20 protein-coding genes are annotated in these 20141 nt (G+C 48.0%); all 20 read left to right on the top strand.

Annotated elements, in window-relative coordinates:
* The first annotated feature begins 18 nt into the window (after positions 1–18).
* The 20 genes from rpsB to G7Y37_RS03080 all read left to right on the top strand — a co-directional run bounded on the left by rpsB (position 19) and on the right by G7Y37_RS03080 (position 19881).
* Complete coding sequence (gene rpsB / locus G7Y37_RS03175; protein WP_370514595.1) at positions 19–819, top strand: 30S ribosomal protein S2; 801 nt, start codon at positions 19–21, stop codon at positions 817–819.
* 47 nt (positions 820–866) lie between these two features.
* A complete protein-coding gene (gene tsf, locus G7Y37_RS03170) occupies positions 867–1727 on the top strand; it encodes a translation elongation factor Ts (RefSeq protein WP_165061671.1) in 861 nt (286 codons plus the stop codon).
* Positions 1728–1775: 48 nt separating this feature from the next.
* The gene (murA, locus tag G7Y37_RS03165; RefSeq protein WP_165061668.1) at positions 1776–3056 is read left to right on the top strand and encodes a UDP-N-acetylglucosamine 1-carboxyvinyltransferase; all 1281 of its coding nucleotides are present in this window, start codon (positions 1776–1778) and stop codon (positions 3054–3056) included.
* 3 nt (positions 3057–3059) lie between these two features.
* Complete coding sequence (locus G7Y37_RS03160; protein WP_165061665.1) at positions 3060–4418, top strand: LCP family protein; 1359 nt, start codon at positions 3060–3062, stop codon at positions 4416–4418.
* Positions 4419–4470: 52 nt separating this feature from the next.
* Positions 4471–4749, top strand: coding sequence for a NifU family protein (locus tag G7Y37_RS03155; protein ID WP_165061663.1), 279 nt, complete (start codon positions 4471–4473; stop codon positions 4747–4749).
* Complete coding sequence (locus tag G7Y37_RS03150; RefSeq protein ID WP_165061661.1) at positions 4749–5039, top strand: hypothetical protein; 291 nt, start codon at positions 4749–4751, stop codon at positions 5037–5039. Before G7Y37_RS03155 ends, G7Y37_RS03150 begins: the two co-directional genes overlap by 1 nt.
* Before the next feature lie 53 nt (positions 5040–5092).
* The gene (locus G7Y37_RS03145; RefSeq protein ID WP_165061660.1) at positions 5093–5332 is read left to right on the top strand and encodes a UDP-N-acetylmuramoylalanyl-D-glutamate--2,6-diaminopimelate ligase; all 240 of its coding nucleotides are present in this window, start codon (positions 5093–5095) and stop codon (positions 5330–5332) included.
* Positions 5333–5334: 2 nt separating this feature from the next.
* Positions 5335–6180, top strand: coding sequence for a prolipoprotein diacylglyceryl transferase (lgt, locus tag G7Y37_RS03140; protein WP_165061658.1), 846 nt, complete (start codon positions 5335–5337; stop codon positions 6178–6180).
* A 150-nt stretch (positions 6181–6330) separates the two neighbouring features.
* Positions 6331–6711 carry a desulfoferrodoxin family protein gene (locus G7Y37_RS03135; protein ID WP_165061656.1) on the top strand — a complete coding sequence of 127 codons (381 nt, stop codon included), beginning with the start codon at positions 6331–6333 and terminating at the stop codon, positions 6709–6711.
* 384 nt (positions 6712–7095) lie between these two features.
* Positions 7096–7437 carry a hypothetical protein gene (locus G7Y37_RS03130; RefSeq protein WP_206214075.1) on the top strand — a complete coding sequence of 114 codons (342 nt, stop codon included), beginning with the start codon at positions 7096–7098 and terminating at the stop codon, positions 7435–7437.
* 220 nt (positions 7438–7657) lie between these two features.
* Positions 7658–8845, top strand: coding sequence for an ATP-binding protein (locus G7Y37_RS03125; protein WP_165061654.1), 1188 nt, complete (start codon positions 7658–7660; stop codon positions 8843–8845).
* Positions 8846–8929: 84 nt separating this feature from the next.
* Positions 8930–9754: an ATP-binding protein gene (locus G7Y37_RS03120; RefSeq protein WP_165061652.1), complete on the top strand. Its 825-nt coding sequence runs from the start codon at positions 8930–8932 to the stop codon at positions 9752–9754.
* 98 nt (positions 9755–9852) lie between these two features.
* Entirely contained in the window at positions 9853–10080 is a 228-nt protein-coding gene (locus G7Y37_RS03115; RefSeq protein WP_165061650.1) for a hypothetical protein, read from the top strand.
* A gap of 175 nt (positions 10081–10255) precedes the next feature.
* A complete protein-coding gene (locus tag G7Y37_RS03110) occupies positions 10256–10660 on the top strand; it encodes a hypothetical protein (RefSeq protein ID WP_165061649.1) in 405 nt (134 codons plus the stop codon).
* Positions 10661–11015: 355 nt separating this feature from the next.
* The gene (locus G7Y37_RS03105) at positions 11016–13061 is read left to right on the top strand and encodes a leucine-rich repeat domain-containing protein (RefSeq protein WP_165061646.1); all 2046 of its coding nucleotides are present in this window, start codon (positions 11016–11018) and stop codon (positions 13059–13061) included.
* Between the two features lie 183 nt (positions 13062–13244).
* Positions 13245–15077 carry a hypothetical protein gene (locus tag G7Y37_RS03100; RefSeq protein WP_165061643.1) on the top strand — a complete coding sequence of 611 codons (1833 nt, stop codon included), beginning with the start codon at positions 13245–13247 and terminating at the stop codon, positions 15075–15077.
* 459 nt (positions 15078–15536) lie between these two features.
* Entirely contained in the window at positions 15537–15710 is a 174-nt protein-coding gene (locus tag G7Y37_RS03095) for a hypothetical protein (RefSeq protein ID WP_165061640.1), read from the top strand.
* A 205-nt stretch (positions 15711–15915) separates the two neighbouring features.
* Positions 15916–16089: a hypothetical protein gene (locus G7Y37_RS03090; protein WP_165061638.1), complete on the top strand. Its 174-nt coding sequence runs from the start codon at positions 15916–15918 to the stop codon at positions 16087–16089.
* Between the two features lie 141 nt (positions 16090–16230).
* Positions 16231–19158: an InlB B-repeat-containing protein gene (locus tag G7Y37_RS03085; protein WP_165061636.1), complete on the top strand. Its 2928-nt coding sequence runs from the start codon at positions 16231–16233 to the stop codon at positions 19156–19158.
* Between the two features lie 75 nt (positions 19159–19233).
* Positions 19234–19881 (top strand): flagellar protein FliS, encoded by a 648-nt coding sequence (locus tag G7Y37_RS03080; RefSeq protein WP_165061633.1) that lies wholly within the window; start codon positions 19234–19236, stop codon positions 19879–19881.
* Positions 19882–20141 lie beyond the last annotated feature (260 nt).

Raw genomic sequence — 20141 nt, 5'->3', positions numbered from 1 at the left:
TAACGAATGGAGAAAAGTATGGCAACGCCTACGAAGGTAAGTATTCAATCGCTACTTGATGCCGGTGCACATTTCGGTCATCAGACTCGCCGCTGGAACCCTAAGATGAAGCCCTACATCTTTGGAAGCCGTGGCGATATTTATATCATCGACCTAAAGCAAACTCTAGTTGGGCTAGACAAGGTTTACAGCTACGTTTCCGAGCTTACTCGCAAGGGTGGCACCGTTTTGTTTGTGGGCACAAAGAAACAAGCTCAGGAATCTATTGCTGATGCGGCTAATCGTTGCGGTATGCCGTATGTAAATTCTCGCTGGTTAGGCGGCATGCTAACCAACTTTGCTACTATCCGCAGCCGCGTAAGCTACATGGAAGACCTTGAAGCGCAAGAAGCCGATGGTCGCATGGCTATGCTGCCCAAGAAAGAGCAAATCTTGAAGCGCAAAGAGCTAGCCAAGCTGCAAGCAAACCTTAATGGTATTCGCAACATGAAGCGTGTTCCCGAAGCTGTGTTTGTTATAGACACATGCCGAGAGGAAATAGCCGTCCACGAAGCTCATCGTTTGAACATTCCTGTGGTCGGCACTCTTGATACCAACTGCGATCCTGATGATGTAGATTATGGCATTCCTGCAAACGACGATGCCATTCGTAGCGTGAAGCTGCTGTGCGAATTTGTTGCCGATGCTGTTATAGCTGGTACAGGTGCCGATGTTAGCGCTGTGGAAATGGCGGCGCAGCCAGCCGATGCGCAAAACGCTGACGCGCAAACTGCCGACGCTCAGGGTGTCGATGCACAAGCTGCTAAGGAAGAGAAATAGTAATGTAGTTGGGCTTTTCTTGCCCAAACGATAGACCGGAGGAAACAATGGCGAATATAACCGCCTCTATGGTTAAAGATTTGCGCGAGATGACTGGCGCAGGCATGATGGAGTGCAAAAAGGCTCTGCAAGAAGCCGACGGCGATATGGATGCTGCTGTTGACGTACTGCGTACCCGCGGCTTGGCTGCTGTAGCTAAGAAAGCAGGTCGTGCCACCAACGAAGGCACCGTTATGGCTATCGTTGATGATTCTTGCACGAAAGGCGCTGTTATAGAGCTTAACTGCGAGACTGACTTTGTTGGTATGAACGAGAAATTCAAGGGCTATGCCGAGCGCATTGCTAAGGCTGCTCTTAACAACCCCGGCTGCGATGTAGAGCAACTAAAGGCAAGTGATGCCGATGGCGAAACGGTCGAAGCCGTGCTAACCGATTGCATTCACGTAATGGGTGAAAATTGCCAGCTTTCCCGCGTGGGTACAGTTGAAGCACCTGCTGTAGCAAGCTACATTCATGGCGGTGGCAAGATTGGCGTTTTGGTTAACTTTGAGGTAGAGGGTATAGATCCAACCTCTGAGGCGTTCCAAGTTTGTGGTCGCGATGTTGCAATGCAGGTTGCTGCTATTAACCCGGTTTCTGCTACTCGCGAAAGCGTTCCAGCCGACGTAGCGGCACACGAGATGGAAATCTATAAGGCTCAGGCAGCTGAATCTGGCAAACCAGCTAATATTCAAGAGAATATTGCAAAGGGTCGCATGGAGAAGTTCTACAAGGAAAATTGCTTATCAGAGCAGGCTTTCGTAAAGAATAGCGATATCACCGTGCGTGAATATGTTGACAATTGCGCTAAGGAAATGGGCGGCACTATTAAGATTGCTGGTTTCCTGCGCTTTGCGCTTGGTGAATAGGCGCTGTACTTCTCGCTAGCTTGTCTGGATGAGAGGTCTTTATATTTTATGAGTTCAAGTAATGAAGTCATAATTGTTCACGGAAACGGGCGGCTTCAAGGCGAAGTCGCCGTTTCCGGAGCCAAAAATTCAGCGTTGAAGCTAATGGCAGCTTCTATCTTAGGGCACGGCAAAACCGTGCTTAAAAACGTCCCCAGTATTGACGATATTGATGTTATGTGTGAAGTCCTTGAATATTTGGGCGCGCACATACAACGCGACGGGCATTCAATGTCTATAGATACATCCGATGTGAAATGTAACGAAACTCCGTACAAATTGGTTACTAAGATGCGGGCTAGCATAGCTGTGCTAGGTCCGCTTATTGGGCGTTTTGGCGAGGCGCGTGTGGCAATGCCCGGTGGGTGTCAGATAGGGGCACGCAATATAGACATGCACCTAGTAGGGCTAGAAGCTTTGGGCGTTCAATTCGATGTGGACCATGGTGTTATAGTCGCACACACGCCAAATGGCTTGCGCGGCACCGAAGTAACTCTGGAATTTCCTAGCGTAGGCGCTACTGAAAATATGCTGATGGCGGCTGTGTGTGCGCAGGGCTGCACGGTTATAGACAATGCTGCCCGCGAACCCGAAATAGCCGACTTGTGCAACATGCTTAACGAAATGGGGGCTTGCATAACCGGTATAGGCACGTCTAGCATCCACGTGGAAGGCGTTCCTTGCTCTAGTTTGCACCCGTGCGACCACGTTACAATTGGCGATCGCATCGAGGCTGGCACATTTTTAGCTGGAGGCGCTCTTACCGGCGGACCTGTGCGCGTAAGAGGGGTAGACCCGGCGTATTTGCGCATGGCAATAACGAAATTGCGCGCGTTTGGCTGCATTGTGGAAACGGGGCAAGATTGGATAAGTGTGCGCCGCACTCAGCCTTTAGGGGCAATAGAGATACAAACGCTTCCGCACCCCGGCTTTCCGACCGATCTTCAGGCGCAGTTTATGCTGTTGGCAGCTTTGGGGAATGGGCTTTCCGTTATAACTGAAAATGTATTTGAGAACCGTTTTATGTTCGCTGCCGAATTAATGCGTATGGGCGCTAGCATTGTTTTGGAAGACCATCATGCGGTTATTCGCGGTGTAGATAAAATACAGGGCGCGCCTGTGTCTGCAACCGATTTGCGCGCCGGTGCGGCACTTGTTTTAGCGGGCATTGTGGCTGATGGCTACACTACGGTGCACGGTGTTGGGCATATAGATCGCGGTTATGAGAACTATGTAGGAAAACTCTCGGCGCTAGGTGCCGATGTAATTCGAAGATCGACCGGCATTTAGCTTATGGCTAGAAGAAAGGTCAAGTCGAAGGTTAGGTCTGTTTCCTACGGTCGCCACGCTAGCGGACCTAGCGTTTCTGCTAGGCGACCAACCGCCACGCTTGTAGAAGACGTGCGGCGCAAACGCAAGCATCAAAACATTTTCTTCGGCATTATTGCGGCTGTTGTAGTTCTAGCCATTGCAATAGGTGTGGGCGTTTACGCTTATTTCGCAAACACAAACGCTAAGTTAGACTTGGCGCCGTCGAACGCCAAAGAAGGGCTTGTGGCGGCGGAAGCCAACAAGCCCTACTACATACTCTGCTCAGCCAATCTTGGTATATCGCCCAGCGCCCCTAAAAGCTACGATACGCCCGAGCATACTTTAGGCTACATATTAGTGCGCGTAGACGAATCTGCCCACAGCATAATTTTCGCAACAATTCCATCAAATACCTTGGTGCGGTTTAGCAATGGCGAATATCACCCCTTATATAAGGCGCAAGAGAGTGGCGGTGAAGCCGAGCTAGTGCGTCGTGTGGCAGACTTCGCCGGTGTAAGCATTAATCATTATGTAACCACCACGGCGGGCGGCATAGAAGCTATGGTTGACATGATGGGCGGCGTTATGGTGAATTTAGCCACCGAAATTGACGACCCTTATTCGGGCACAAAAGTGCTACCTGCTGGCGAAATTAGACTAGATGGCGCGCAGGCGCTGCAATTTTTGCGCGCTATAAATGTGCCGGGTGGTCTATCTAGTGTGTCGGCGAATCGCGTCAGTTTCATCTGTACGCTAATTCAGCGCGCAACGGAAGGGCAGGGGCTAGACTTAGCCTCAATGGTTAGCGATGCTAGTAAATATATCGATACCGACCTAACAGCTTCCGATTTGTTGGAATTGTCTGAAACCTTCAGTCCGTTTAATGAAGCCAGCGTTTGGCAATGCGTTGTTCCCGGTAGCGATATGACCACATCGGATGGCTTGGCTGGATATAATCCGAGCACATCTGAATGGGAAAAGATGATGGAAAAAATAAAGTCTGGCGAAGACCCGAATGCACTTGATGCAGCGGTGCAAAATGTTGATACAGGTCAGACAACTGTAGAAGTTCGCAACGGTACGCTTACAACAGGTGCCGCATCTCAGATGGCTGACATATTGCGAGGCGCAGGGTATCAAGTAACCGGCGTGGGCAACACAAATGACAATACGATATATAAAGAAACGCTGGTTGTTTACACTTCGCCCGACAAAGCAAGCGCAGCCAAAGCTGTGGTAGAGGCGCTTGGATGCGGTCGCGTTGTGAATGGTGGCGACTTTTATCATTCCAGTGCCGATGTGATTTCCATCGTGGGCTCCGATTGGACTCCTGCGGCGTAGCCGTCTGTGTTATGATTCCCGAGAAAAGCATCTACATTTGATTGGAGTTAATATGCTAGATAGAGAAAAAGTTTCGGAAGTTCTTGACCAGATTCGTCCCAGCCTGCAGGCTGATGGTGGCGATGTTGAACTTGTTGACATAACCGACGATGGCATTGTTGTTGTGGAATTGCAGGGCGCTTGCAAGGGTTGCCCCATGTCGCAAATAACGCTGGCTAATGGCGTTGAGCGCATTTTGAAGGATCGCATTCCCGAGGTAAAGGGCGTGCGTTCATCAGATATTCCAGCCGACTTTGATGCTGCGTCGTTTTTCGGAGGTCAGCCTGCATAGTGGCAGCTTGTTGGGAAATACGCGGTTGTGATGACGAAATGCAGGGCAGGTGCCCGCATAATATACCCGGAGAACCCTGCCCTGCCGATTGTCATTTTGCCGCATGTACGCGCCCGTCGCATGTTGTTTGCGACGATTTAGATTTACTGCTGAACCCAGATCGCGACTACGATTTTGCCAATAAGGAAATATGCCGGTTTTGCGAATTCTTTTTAAAGAATGGTCCCAATGTGGCTGACCGCCCAGAGGGCTATGTGCGCAAAGGCAATCCGAATCGGTTTATACTTTAGTAGTTGGCGTTTAGTAGTTGGCGCAATGCTGGCGTAATTAAGGAGGTGTGCAAATGGCTAACGAGATGTATTCTTTTGTATGTCCGCATTGTGCATCTGCGCACCTGAATATGTTAGATTACGAATCTTTGATGGTCTTGCGTGCCGGTTTAGGGCTATTTACAATTCATTGCTCTGCGTGCGGTCGCAAGATTTCTCTTTTGCGTCCCATTCCATCGTGTCTTGCTAATGAAGTTACGCATGCGGCTGAAAAAGTTAATGCCGGTATGGGTCATAAGCGTGCGCAGGGATAACTATGCTTAATGCCCTTTATCACGCTATAGATCCTATTGCTTTTCAGATAGGGCCTATTGCTGTACGTTGGTATGGTATTGCGTATGTGCTGGGTTTTGCGCTTGCTGGCTTTTTGATATATCGCACAGCTAAACACTGGAAGCTGAATTTCACTATTGAAGATATACTGACCATAATGTTGTGCGTGATGATTGGTATTATTGTGGGCGCTCGTTTGGGGTACTGCCTGTTTTATGGCGAAGGCTATTATTTCACGCATCCGCTAGACATTTTGGCGGTAAATCAGGGCGGCATGAGCTTCCACGGTGGGCTTATAGGTGCGCTTCTTGCGGGAATAGTAGTGGCAAAAATTACGCATATTCCTTATCTTACATTGGCAGACTTGGGTGTTATAGCTGCGCCTCTTGGTTTGTTTTTCGGCAGGTTTGCAAATTTCATTAACGGAGAGTTGTGGGGTGCGCCAACCGATTTGGCTATTGGTGTTGTGTTTGGTGGTGCGGCTGGCAATATTCCTAGGCATCCGACACAGCTGTATGAAGGTGTGCTTGAGGGATTAGTTATTTTTATTGTGCTGTTTGCTCTTTCGCGCAAGCTGCCGCCGCGTCCGCGCGGAACGTTTCTAGGTTGCTTTCTGGTAATGTATGGCGTTTTCCGCTTCCTAATAGAATTTGTACGACAGCCCGATATTCATCTCGGCTACATTTTTGGCGGCTGGCTAACTATGGGGCAAATTCTAAGCGTGCCGCTTATTTTGGCGGGTGTGATATTTCTTGTGTATGCCCGAAAGAAACAACTTGCGCAGCTGGGGTCGCAAGGGATGCCGGAAGAATCTGAGGAAGCCGCGTAAATTAATGCGTAATGCGGCAAATTTGGCGCTAACAAAGTTGAACGTGGCATAAATTAACACGAAGCTAACAAAGCTGAATGCATGCTGCATTTACGCAGACGTTCAGGATAAAATAATCAGGTTATTACATCAAAGCGAAAAGAGGCAGTTATGGAGATTAAATTTTATAAGTGTGAGCATTGTGGGAATATAGCGCTGAAAGCTGTAGATAGCGGAGTGCCGCTGGTCTGCTGTGGCGAGCCAATGGTGCTGCTTGTGCCTGACACTACCGATGCAGCGCTTGAGAAGCACGTTCCAGAGGTAAGCATTGAAGGTAATTGCGTGCACGTAAACATTGGCAGCGTTGATCACCCGATGACTCCCGAACATTACATCCAGTTCATTTGCTTGGTAAAAGATGCATCGTATGAAATTCATCCACTTGCTTCTAGCGATGCTCCTTGTGCAGATTTTTATCTTGGCGAAGGTGAGCGCGCTGTGTCGGTATATGAGTATTGCAACATCCACGGGCTATGGAAGAAAGACCTGTAAAAAGGCTATTTTTCATACCGCTTCAAACTACAACGACCACCTTCGGGTGGTCGTTTTGTTCTTTCTTGAGAAAACTTCTTGAAGGCATAAAGAATATTTTTATGGCGTTGTTGCTGTTGAGCAGGTTGCATATACAGGCCGCTTATGAAACAATACTTTTTGGAGGTACGAATAGTGCTTCTACCAAGTCGCCGAAGGTTATCCTTCGGCATCTTGCTATCTGAGAAGGAATTTAGTGCGAGAGCTATCAATATTTTGTGATGAATCAGGCGGGATGGGCGGTACATCTAAATATCGTCTTGTTACTCTTGTCTTCCATTTCGATATACATTCTTTGCATATAAGCGAAGTGAGGTGCAGGGGGAGAACAAGTATATTGCTCGTTTGAAAAAAGATCTTGTTGTTTTTCTTTCCAATAATCTTGATTATTTTCAGTCGTTCGACAAAGTAAAGATCTATTACGATGATGGTCAGCAGACAATCACCAATGCGCTGCATGCTGCGTTCGAATACGAACTTTCCAAGCAGGCTCTTATGTATAGAAATGCTTCGCCGAAAGAGTATAGGCTAAGTCAGGTGGCGGATTATTTGTGCACGCTTGAACTTACGGCTTTAAAGTTTGATGCTTGCGAAATTACCTCCACCGACGAGGTGTTCTTTGGATTATCTGCTACTACTTTCAAGCGTGATTACCTTAAAAAAGTTAGAAAAAAGCTTGCAAAATAAGCGAAGCCTTCCGTGTGATCGTCGTTTTCTATAATATATAAACAGTTACGACGGGGCGTGCGCGAACGGAGAGATACCTAAGCGAAAGCCCTATTTTTACGTAAAAAATCTTCCGCAAGTCTGTAATGCCGCGTGCTTTTTCAATTTTGTGCATCGTGTGTATACCCTATTGAACAAATTTGTTTTACTATTGAACAAATTTGTTCAATAGGAGGACAAAATGACGGTATGCCTATATGAACGTTCAGTCGTAAACACTTTGGTAGACCGCCTAGAAGCGCCTCGGCGATTCATCCAAATGCTTGTGGGACCTAGGCAAACCGGTAAAAGCACCGCTCTTCGGCAAGCTGTCAAAAAGATATCTATCCCTCAGCACATAGCACTTGCCAGTATCGATTCATCCAGTCGAGATTGGTTGCGAGCTCAATGGACGCAGGCGCGCAACATGATATCGCCTGATAATCCTGTCGCCTTATTAATAATTGATGAAGTGCAGTTGGTTGACCAATGGTCTGCAGTGGTAAAAGAGCTTTGGGATGAAGATTCTTGGTCGGGAATAGACCTTCGTGTTGCGCTTAGCGGGCCGTCGTCTCTTTTGCTGCAAAAAGGGTTAAAAGAAGGGCTTACTGGCAGATTTGAAATTATTCGTAGCACGCACTGGGATTATTTGGAATGCCGTTCTGCTTTTGGGTATTCTCTTGACGATTTCCTTTTCTTTGGGGGTTATCCTGCCAGTGCGCAGCTTATTTCGGATAAGTCTAGGTGGCTGGATTATATGAACGATGCCGTTATAGAGCCCAGTATTTCTCGTGATGTAATTTCGCTTGATGAAGTGCGTAAGCCGGCTCTTATGCGGCGGCTCTTTTATCTGGGCGCTCCTTATTCTGGGCAAGAGCTATCGTATCGCAAAATGCTTGGGCAGCTGGACGATGCGGGCAATGCGACCACACTTGCCCATTATCTCGAATTGCTAAACGGCGCAGGTCTTCTTTGCGGTTTGCAGAAATACGATCCAAAATTGCTGCGCCAGAAAGCCAGTTCGCCTAGATTGATGGTATACGACACTTCTCTTATGACTGCCGTTTATGGGCTTAATCGCGAATATCTATTAACCGATCCTGAACGCAGAGGTCATCTTGTTGAAAGTGCGGTAGGCGCCTATCTTTTGGCAAGGTCAATCAAGGAGCGCTTCGATGTTTACTGGTGGCGCGAGAATAACAGCGAAGTAGATTTTGTTTTACATAACGGAGAGGCTGTAACCGCTATTGAGGTTAAGAGCGGACGTGTTAAATCGCTAAAAGGTACAACCGAATTTCTGCGTCAATATCCACATGCAAAACTGATTGTAGTAGGTTCAAACGACGCGCCTTTAGAGCAGTTTCTTTTAGGAAATACTTCTCTTTTTTAGGAGACGAATTAAAATATTCTAATTTGCTATGGAATTATCTGATAGCATTAAAATAATTTAATACTATCAGGGAGGCGGCTGTGGTTGCTCGGGAGCTTTAACTTTCGCGAGTTTATGATGTATCGAGAGTGGGAACTTAGCGAAGGTGCGGTGGGTAATCAGCATCAGAGCAGGGAAGATCTTCTGCAGGAATATCTTATATGGGGCGGCTTTCCTTTGGTCTGCGCTCAGCACGAGGACGAGTCGCGGCGAGTGGTCTTGGATAATCTGTACAGTTCGATTGTTCTGCGGGATATTATCCAGTGCAACCATATCGCATCGCCGACCGCATTGGAGAACGTGCTCGATTTTTTGATTGGTAACTCTTCTGCGACGGTATCGGGAAACAACATTGCCAAGGCGCTCTCTGATTCTGCCAGAAGCGTTTCTGCTCCTACGGTTTACGACTTGCTAAGGGCGATTGAGGAATCGTATGTGGTGAACAGAATCGAGCGCTACGATATTCGCGGCAAGAAAAAACTGGCTTTCGAGACTAAGGAATACGTCTGCGATCTGGGTTTCTTTCACATGAGAAAAAACCGGATTAAGGATGAATGGAGTTGTGTCATAGAAACAGTTGTTCTTAACGAGCTTCTTTCGCGGGGTATGCGCGTTTATATTGGGAAGACCCACCGTGGCGAGATTGACTTCATAGCGGAAAGCGATGGTGGACGCTGTTATATTCAGGTGGCATATCTTATGTCAGATAAATATACGATCGAGCGCGAGTTCGGCGCCTACGATTACGTTAACGACAACTATCCGAAGTACGTTGTGTCTATGGATCCCATTGCGTTGAGCCGAAGCGGTATTGTTCATCTGAGATTGGTGGACTTTTTAAGCGATGAGTCGCTTTTGAGGTTCGGGTAAACAGGGCGCAACCTTTTGCAGTTGCTTTAGGAAATTGGCAAAAGTGGTCAAAACTTCCGACTTTCCACGGTCGGATTGCCGTATAGCTGGCTTGAATTGTGGAGAACACTGGGCAAACAGCATTTGGTGATGCATCTATAGGGGCTATTTTGCGTTTTTCACAGTGGAAAGCTGGAAGTTTTGACCATTTTTCTAACTTTTTTGAACTAGGAAGCTTCAACCGACTTTATATTTGTATTTCTGCGGCGGAAGGGGGGCTTGGATTGCAGTTGAGCTGCGAAGTTTCTGGTGTTAATAACACACATATTTACGCTTTTCGTTTATGAGTTAATTATGAATTTGAAACTTCACTCCTGTCAGGAAAGGGCGGGGCGTGTTATTTTACGGACTGGCGATGCCTAGCATCGTTGAAGTATCGGGAAAAGCACCGCTTCATTTTTCGGGAAAATAGCGCTTCGGCGCAATGAAGCAGCGCAGCACATAAAAGGGACGAGTTTCACTATGCCTACCTTGAGTATGCCCTCTAGGGTCATATCTGGCATGCTTGCAATGTCGTTGGCATGCGGGTTTATGCCTATTGCAGCTTTTGCTGATAGCGCTGATTCTTCTAGCGAAGTTGATGACCAAAGGGTAGCGTCTAATGTCACGCTTCATCAGACCGACGCTGAACCTGAAATAGTTTCTGGCAATATTGCTCTTACCAATGAAGCCGAATTGCAGCAAACTCTGATTAGCTACAACGGTTTGAATTTTGAAATTAACCAAGATGTGCCGGATACGGTTTCATTAGTTGGCTGGTCAACAGCTGCGCCGAAGGGCGAATTTGTCATCCCGCAGGTTGTGAAATACGGCAGCAAGTCCTTTACGGTTACATCTGTCGAAAATTGCTGGGGGGGGGTTCAGTGAATTAACCTCTGGTCAGGTTGATCCCCAAAATTCCAAAAATTTTTCGACCGCTAACGCGGCAACTACCAATGAAGGTACGGGTGAAAATGCGCCCGCCGCAAATGTAACCGCTGCGAATGCGCCCGCCGCGAATGCAGCCGCCGCGAATGCGCCTGCCGCAAATGGCGAAAACGCTGCGGAACCCAATCCTTACACAACCGAATATTTCACCGATGCGGAAAAAGCACCTGAAGTAACCTCAATTACAATTCCGGCTACAGTCGAAGAAATCGACCTAGCTTTCTTCCAATTATTCCCTAACGCTCAGGCAATAACTGTTGCCGAGGGCAATCAAAACTACAAAAGCAATAACGGCATGCTGCTAGACGCAGCGCAAACTTGCCTCCTCCTTGTCCCAGAGGGTATGGAGGGCATCGCCGTGCTCCCTGAATCTTTGGCCGCTGTCCCTGCTTGCGTAATTACCCGTTGCATAAAGCTTTCTGGCCTTAGTTTTCCTGCAGGGAGCACGCTTGATGCGTCTCTGGTAACTCGAAATGGGATTTTATATAGCAAAAATATCAACTCTGCCGGCGCAACCGACGGCACGCTTACTTTGCTTGCCGTGCCCGCCGGTATAGGCACAAGCGTTGTAATAGACGCTAATTGCACTGCCATAGCTGAAGGCGCTTTTTGGGGTTGTCCCAATTTGGCTACCATCGTGGCTGGCGGTAATGTGGGCAGCATTTTCAGCCCGCAAGGTGGCGAAAATGGCGAAGGTGGCGAAGGCGCTAAAACCGGCGGAACCAGCGAAACCGGCGAAGGCATCCCTGCGTTCAACTCGCAAACTATAGAAAACGCCAACGTTGCGCTAGGCGTTTCGGCAGACAATTTTGAATCCGCAGCCGCTGCATGGCGCGCTGCAGGCTTTACCAAGTTCACCGAACCCGCCCAGCCCGGCGACACCATTGTGCCAGAAGACGGGCAGTCGGGTTTCGCGTTCACAATGCTGCCCGACTACACGCTCTCTGTCGGATGGGTGGGCGAAAGCAAGCCCGATGCAGCAATGCAAGTGCCTGAATACGGCATCTTAAACGGCGTGGAATATACAGTGTCGGCTGTGCAGAACGCCGCATTCCAAGGTTGCGAAAACTTGGTAACGGTGAACCTGCCGGCAACTGTAACCTCTATTGGTGCCTCTGCCTTCGAGAATTGCGCCAGCTTAGCAACAGTGCAGTTTCCGGGCGGTCTTAGCAGCATTGGCGCAAACGCATTCGCGAATACTGGGCTGTGCAGCGTAGTGCTGCCCACGGGCCTTGAGACTGTTGGCAGTCAGGCGTTTGCGGGTCTTGCCGACACGGTAATTGTGGCTCTGAATAACAACGCGAAAGATGTTGCTGCCGATGCGCTGGCTGGGTGCCGCAATGTGTCGGTTTATGTGCCGCACAGCACAACCGGCGAATACGCATGGAAGACCGGCTTAACTGCAAGCGGCAATCATCTGTATCCGTATGGCGTGAAGTTTTCCGATTCGCTGTCTAACTTGGCGGTAGGAGATCAGCTGCCAATGTTTGGTGAAGATGGCTACTTCGAAGCGCCGGGCAATATAGAGGTTGCGTTTAGTTATAAAGCTGCCGCTATCAGCATAGATACTGAAAACTACACGGTGTCTGCCAAGCGCGAAGGCGAGTGGCGCATAGATATCGACTTGCGCTTGCAGGTGCCAGAAGTGGTGGCTGGTCAGCAGCAAATGCGCAACTTGCAGCTGTCTCCTGCGGCTTTACGTATGGGGCAGGATGCAACCCGCGCCGCAGCACCAGCGCCAACATTTTCTACCGTGCAGCGCCAGCTAAAGAATTTGGGCGCAGCGCAAGAAACAGGCACTTATTCTGTTGGGGGTACAGTTCGCTCTGCCGCACAAATTACTGTGGCTGTGCCTATGCGTGCTGTGTTTGACACAACTGCAACAAGCACCAACGGATACGATGTAAACGCCAACACAGATACTGAAGGCGCCGTGCTTGTTGCCAATTGCTACTTTGAAAACCGCTCGACCGATGGACAGAGTGTCCAACTTACAAATGTGAAATGCGAAGGCACCGATGAAGGTGTTGGCGCAATCTTGCAGCCGCGCACCGGTACGGCGCTTAACCAGACAGAAATGTTTGGCTTAAGAACTGCCGATAGCACTACCGATGCAATCACATTTGGCTACGGCGACACCGTTAATTCTAAACCTGTCACCGCCGGTAGTTTCGTGGTTCCATCGGGCGAAAACAACAAGCTAGACGTGCAATTTACGCTAGATCTTGCAACAAAAACCAAGCTAACCGAGCCGTTCAAAAGCGGCATAGACGCGCATACAACCGAGCACGACATCGTGAAGGTCATCTATACATTCCAAGCTGATAGTTCTATAGGTTAGGGGTTGCCATTGGTAAATAGCATTTTTCAGCGGCGCAAAAGAAGCCGCGCAGCTCCAATGTGGCTGCTTGCAATCCGCCGGCGGTAATGGCGGGTTCGGAAATTTAAGCATCGGGAAAAGTTCGATTGTATCGCTTGGGAAATTGACATAAGTCAAGGCGTAACTTTCGAAGAAGGGAACAAGATGAAAGCAACAGCAATACCAAAGAAAGTGGCTTGCATAGCGTCAGCGTTGGCGTTGTCGCTTACTATGGTGCCCGTGGTGCCTATGGTGGGCGGTGCAGATACGCAAGCGCTAGCTGCCGAAGGTGGCACGGACACACCGCCTGTAATAAGCGTTACTGCGCCTTTCAAAGTTACATTTGGTAGCAAGGAAAACCCATACGACATTAATAACCCTACCAACTTCATGAGTACTACCAGCTATTTCCAAAATGGTGGCACACTGGGGCTTAGCGTGTATGAAGTTGAGTGTAATGCGCCGGCAAATTATTCAAATAATAAAACTGGCGGTTCTGTAGTGGTGACAACTAATGATAAAACTATAGACGACGCAAGCCAAAAACTGTTCAGCGTGTGGGATGCTAACGCGTCTGATACCGAAGCCATAAACTTTGGATACGCGAACAATGGTGCTAGTAAGTTAAGCATTCAAGATTATTCATTAAACAAGCTTATTGCTGTTCCTCAAGGCAGTACTACAAATGTGAACTATCGTTTGAACTTGGGATACAACGGTTTATCTAATGCCAAGATTGATGAAAATGCTGCTCAAGATTATGACAGCCGTGTCCGTCAAGACCTTGGCACAGTAAAATTCACATTCGGTCGCTGCGCCCCAATTGGTGATGAAACATTAACTAAAGCTGCCATTAATGTTGGTGAATCTGTTGATAATTATCAGGGTACACTACTGAAAGATAGTACGGTATTTTACTTACGCGACGCTGCAACGAAACAGGTTTATTCACTTGATCAGGTAAAAAACTCTGCAACTCAGCTGTCGGAGCTAAATGCTAGTGGTGGAAAAGAAAAACAGTCTCCATATTACGATATGTATCAGCAATTTATTGAAAGCGACGAAGGCGAAGACTACGAATGCCGCACTAAGTGGACAGTGCCTGAAGATGCTCCACTTGCCGATTCTACAAAGACTGGATTTGTTGTTGGGGATACTCTTACAAAAGAAAAAGAATCAGTTTATCGTTTACGTATTCTTGATACTCTTTACGATTATGATACTGCCAACAACAGAAAAGCTGGCATTACTTTCCAGTTTAGAAATGCGTATAACAAACTGCTATTAAATTTGCCTATGTATAAATCGCCTCAAGCAGCTATTGATAACGGTTATCTAGGATGTTGGATACGTGCAATTATGAATCCGGGTGCCCAGTATGAAAATGAAAGTGACTGTGGTACAGATACTAATGAAATTTGGAACACAATCCCAGAATCCATGCAGTCTAAAATTGCACAAATTGGAAAGCAATATAGTACAACTTGCGAAGCTACTGATCAAAGTGCGGCTCCAAGCGCGATGTCTGCTTTGAACAATGAGCGATTATTTATGTTGAGTTATGCGGAAACTTTTGGCAATGGAAATAGGTATCTATTATGTGGAAATATTTATACAGATGATTATGCTTGGTTGAGTTATGAGGGTGCTGTCGATGGCGCGGGCTCTCCATCGAAAGTGGAAAAACCTTATAAATTCTATAGCGGCATTGGTGAAATACCTGAAGACAGTGGATCTGGCGTTGCTCTAGAATGGTATAACAAAAATATAGGACTATTGAGTTATGATAGCCAAATTACCGTCGTTAATAATGGACTGATGTTGAGAACTCGATATCCGTTTGTTGCTGGTGACAATACTGGGTACGGATACGGATACGTGGGTGGATCCGGGGCAGGATTAATGAATTTAATCCCGAATGAACCACGTATTATTATTGATGATACTAATTTTATTGGTGATTATGGCAGATCGTTATATCCCTGCTTCTGTTTCTAAAGGTGGCAACAACAAGTAGCAATTTAGCAATCTTATAAAAATTGAACCTATCGGTCGGGTAGGGATGGGTTAGTAAAACTCTACCCGACCAACAATCTAATAACAGTGCTCTAGCGGGCATTTTAGGTAAACACATGCATGTGGGTAGGGCAAAGTGCGCCAAAATCCAACCTTCGCCCACCCCGCATCGGAAATGTTTCACATGAAACATTTCAACAACAAGCACTTTGACAATCGAATAGAAGATTTCGAATCAAGCATAAAAGTAAAGCACCGACCCAAGGGAAACTACATCCCCATGCCAGTGCTTCACTAAATATTACCTTATTGCATGCATGTCTTCTATTCGGTTGCCACATATAAGCACTTTGACAATCGAATAGAAGACAAGGTTTAATTTGTCCGTTTTTCGCAAACTATCTACAATGTGGGTAAGCATTCGGAATCAAGGAGTTAATCATGACGCAAACTGATGAATCGCGAATGCGGGAATCTGAGTTAAAGAGCGAACCGGAAATCAATTGGGATGACCCTGCCATGATCAGACCGGATGAAAAAACTGGCATTACCATTCTTCCAGCAGAATTATATTTCCCTGAAGATGATGGTTTATATGACGACTTAATAAAATAATGCCTGTCGCGTAGTTTCTTTAACTAAATATTTGTCTTCTATTCGGTTGTCAGAAATGGCAGCCGTTTTTGTTGCGCGGTATTGGCAACAAAGGCGATGCCAAAAGAAATGTTTCACATGAAACATTTTGACAACAAGCACTTTGACAATCGAATAGGCATGCAAGTAATCTTATGCAATAAGCTAGGCATGAGAGGTGGATACAATGGAGCCAATTAAAACTATGGACGGCAAAATAGTTACCGAAGAAATGCTTGACGGTTTTGAAGCTGCATTAAGTCAAGACGACTGGGCGGATAATTGGCAATTCACCGGATCAATAATAGAGGGTGCACCGCCTCTAAATACTGCTAATGAAATGCTAGCTGAAACTGTTTAAGTAAACTCAATATATTAAAGCGTCGCGCTGCGGCGCATATGTCCTTGCATTCCTATTCGGTTGTCAGAAATGGCAGCCGTTTTTGTTGTGCGGTATTGGCAACAAAGGCGGCATGGGAACACCAAGCGGGCTAGGTGCCCGATGACGAAGGAAGCGAATGGCATGTTAAGGACAGCAACCTTGCACGATATTCGAAAACCGATAGCGGCCGTTATTGCAAGCGTAATTGCGCTTGTTTGCGCATTGGTTGTGGTGGCTTGGGCACCATCGGGCGCATTTGCAACGGAAATAGAATACACGCAGGACTTGGGTGTTTTTGTTGGCGCTAACAAAGTGGAAGATGGAAGTGCGGGGCTTGACGAAGAGCATTTCCGCGACCCGTCTAGCGTGGGCGCTTCTGCCAATGTTGACTTAGGCATTTATGTTGGGTCGCCTTCTGAAAGCGAGCAGATAACCGGTTCCGACAACAAAGATACCGACCATTTCCGCGACCCGTCTACTGTTGGCGCTTCTGCCAATGTTGACTTAGGCATTTATGTTGGGTCGCCTTCCGAAAGCGAGCAATCGACAGGTGCCAAAGACGAAGAGCATTTCCGCGACCCGTCTACTGTTGGCGCTACGGCTGATGTAGATTTGGGAATTTATGTAGGTGGCGCAAGTGACCCTGCAGATAGCCAGATGCAAAATGTTACCGACGGTGGCACTGGCGATGGCAACCCGTCCGAAGCCGGCAAAATTCAGACAAGCACCGACCTTGGCATATACGTTGGCGATAATGGCTTAACAATAACTCGCCCGGGCACAACGGATGCAAGTGGTAATACCAGCGTTGGCATAACTACCGACTTGGGTATATACGTTGGCAATGGCGCAACCGATACCAATATCACTGGCACCGATACTCCGAATTTGGACGAGTACAGCACAACAACAGATTGCAATGTTGACCTTGGCATATATGTTGGCGAACTTAGCGGCGAAACTGAAGTTGGCACCGATACTCCGAACCCGGACGAGTACGGTACAACCATAGACCACAACGTTGACTTGGGTATATACGTTGGCGACGGCGCAACCGATCCTAATATCACCGACACCGATACTCCGAAGTTGGACGAGTACAGCACAACTGTAGACCGCGAAGTTAACCTAGGTATTTATGTGGGCGGCACCATTGATTCCGAAACTGGCACAGGTGCGGTTAACCCATCGACCACGCTGGCGATACGTGTTGTTAACCCCGAAGTTGAGCCTGACGTTACAGAAGCCGACACGGCGCGCACAACTTGGCAGCTTGGCGATGCAAGCGGTGCCAAGTGGGCTGACAATACAACTAATGTAAAGAGCAGCTTTGTGAAAATTCCCGCTGGCGGCAGCGTGGCGGCTGGCTCTGAACTGCCGGGTGGTGGCAACCCTGTGGCAACGTATCAACATGTGTCTGGTTGGCAGGTTGTAGATAAGAATGATGGCGCTACCAACACTAGCACGGTTGCGGCTGATGGATTAGGTACATTAACACTTCAAGGCAAGCACGACTACACATTTACGCCGCTTTGGGAAGGCAAGGAATACAGCGTTACGCTTAACCCGAACGGTGGCAATGTTTATGGCTCTACATCTTCTGTAACCAAGACATACAAATATCCTGATGCGTTCACTACTCCAGCATACCCGGATGTGTGGCGTGCGGCTAAGGATGCTAATACCGCTTACGAGTTTGCGGGTTGGTATAAGTCACTTGACGATTCTGGCAAGGGTGTAGGCTCTGCTGTTACCAGTGTTACAGCTGAAAGTGGAATAACCAATCTGCATGCAGCTTGGAATGAGATAACTATTAGCCCGGATGATCCGCCTACTTCCGGGGAATACGCAATGATTAAGTTCGTAATAAGCGGCGGACCAGCCGGCGCACCAAGCGCGCCGCCGGATATGTATGTGAAATATGGCAACAAACTTGCTGTAAGCAGTTTGCCGCAGCCCGCATCTGTTGAGGGCTATACATTCAAAGGCTGGTATACAAACGAAGCTTGCACGGCGGATGCTGTAGATATAGATAGCGTTACTGAAAACATCACTTTCTATGGTAGATGGCAAAATAACAGCAATGCAACAGTTACATTTAATGCAAATGGCGGAAGTTTCGATGGTGGTGCACCCACTACTACGGTTGATGTTCCTATTGGTGATGCGCTAGACAGCGTTGTGGGCTTCACTTATCCCAAAGTTACGCGCACAGGTTATCTGTTTGCAGGTTGGTACACAGGAACGCCAAGCGATGGCGGCGTGCAGCTTGGAAGCGAATGGGATATTTCCACCCCAATCAATAGCGATTTAACCCTGTATGCCAAGTGGATTGCGCTTGTAAATGTAGATGTTCCGGTAGAAGCGCAGATACAGCTGGTGCATACAGGCACCGGGGCTGCTGGCGATGAGTTTGTGGTTAACGCAAAGACATTCGGTCAGTTCCAGAACAGAAGCGATGTGAACATTGGTATATACGATGTGACCAGCGTGGACGACACCGCTGCTGCGTTAGCTGAGCTGGATAAAGGCGCAACGAATGCTACCGACGCTAATAGCAACTACAGCAAGTCGTATCTGACCATACTTGCTAAGAAGGATGGCAGCGCGGTTGTGTCGGGCGAATCCGGCTTTGCGGAATTGAAAACGACAACTCTTGAAGACAAGCTGACTTATACGGACGAGGTTGGCGAAACTCACACTGTCGATCTACCGGCTTCTGCTTACCAAATAAGCACCGATTTAAGCCAGTTCAGCGACAACTTCTGGATTTACAAGTACCAGCTGAATGCTGAGATGGCGAATGGCCCCGGCGACTTGCGCTTAACTTCACGCAATAGCGAAGTCATGTACATAGAGCCTGCCACTGGCGAAGGCACGGCGCTTGTGCCCGGAGTGTTACCGGTGTACTACGGCGTAACTTTCGACACCGGTTTCGACATTACGAAAGCCGATTTGGAAGATTTGAACGGTCTGAAAAAGATTGCAACTTTGAAATACACGATAGGCGTATACGAGCCGCCGGCTTCGGCAGGATCCGGCAGCTAGGGCTAGCAACTGTAGGGCGCTGTGGGCGCGAAGAATGTAGAAGCGCATTGCGCTAAGACAAGAAAAAGGACAGAAATGACAAACGACAACAACAATCAGCGACTAAGCGGAAAAGTGAACATGCGGGTGCCCGGCGGGAATTCCGAGCAGGCTCCGGGCAGACCTAGCGCCAGCAGACGACCAAGTGCGCAGGGCGCTACTGCTACCGCTGCGGCATCTGGGGAAAATCGCAAGAAACGCACCGTGATTATTGTAATAGCGTGCGTTGTGGTGGCGCTGGCTGCATGGTTGCTTATCTGGCTGTTCGCGTGCAACGGAAACAGCTTGCTAGACCCGAATGCGCGGACTGGTCAGGCGCCTTACAAGAGCCAAGAAGAAATGCAGGCGGAAATTGACCGCGTGGTTGAGGAAGGCATGTTCAACATTTCTATTGCCAGCGTTATTGAGTTTGCCGACGGCACATCGAACGGGACGGCATACATTGAGAACGTGCCGGGCAATCAGTACAACATGCAGGTTGTGATAACTGACGATACGACCGGTGAGGTGCTCTACGAAAGCGGAATGCTGCAGCCGAATCAGTACATCGAGAACATTACGCTGACAAAAGATTTGGACGCTGGCACTTATGCTGCGACTGCCACATTCACGGCGCTTGACCCCACAACATACGAGGAAGTAGGGCAAGCCGCCGCAAAGATAACGCTGAACGTGGCAGCTTAGGGACTGAATGAAGGGAGAGAGCGGGGATATGCTTAGTCGCGCAATGTTTCACGTGAAACATTTTTGAAGTCACCAAGAACGTAAGAGCAGTTAGGGGTGGCTGCGGAATGCTCAGTCGCTCTGCAGTCCTCGCTCGGCAGAAATGTTCACAGAACATTTCTGTTCGCTGCGGAACTCGCTTTGTGAGCACACCCCCGCTCTCTTCAGTTCCTTGGAGCAACTGAAAGAAAGGTTTTAGAAGAGATGCATTACAGGCAAAG

It is taken from the genome of Adlercreutzia sp. ZJ154 (assembly GCF_011039055.1).
Taxonomy (GTDB): Bacteria; Actinomycetota; Coriobacteriia; order Coriobacteriales; family Eggerthellaceae; genus Adlercreutzia_A.
The sequence above is the reverse complement of the archived record's forward strand: the minus strand, read 5'-3'. Positions and strand labels throughout refer to the sequence as shown.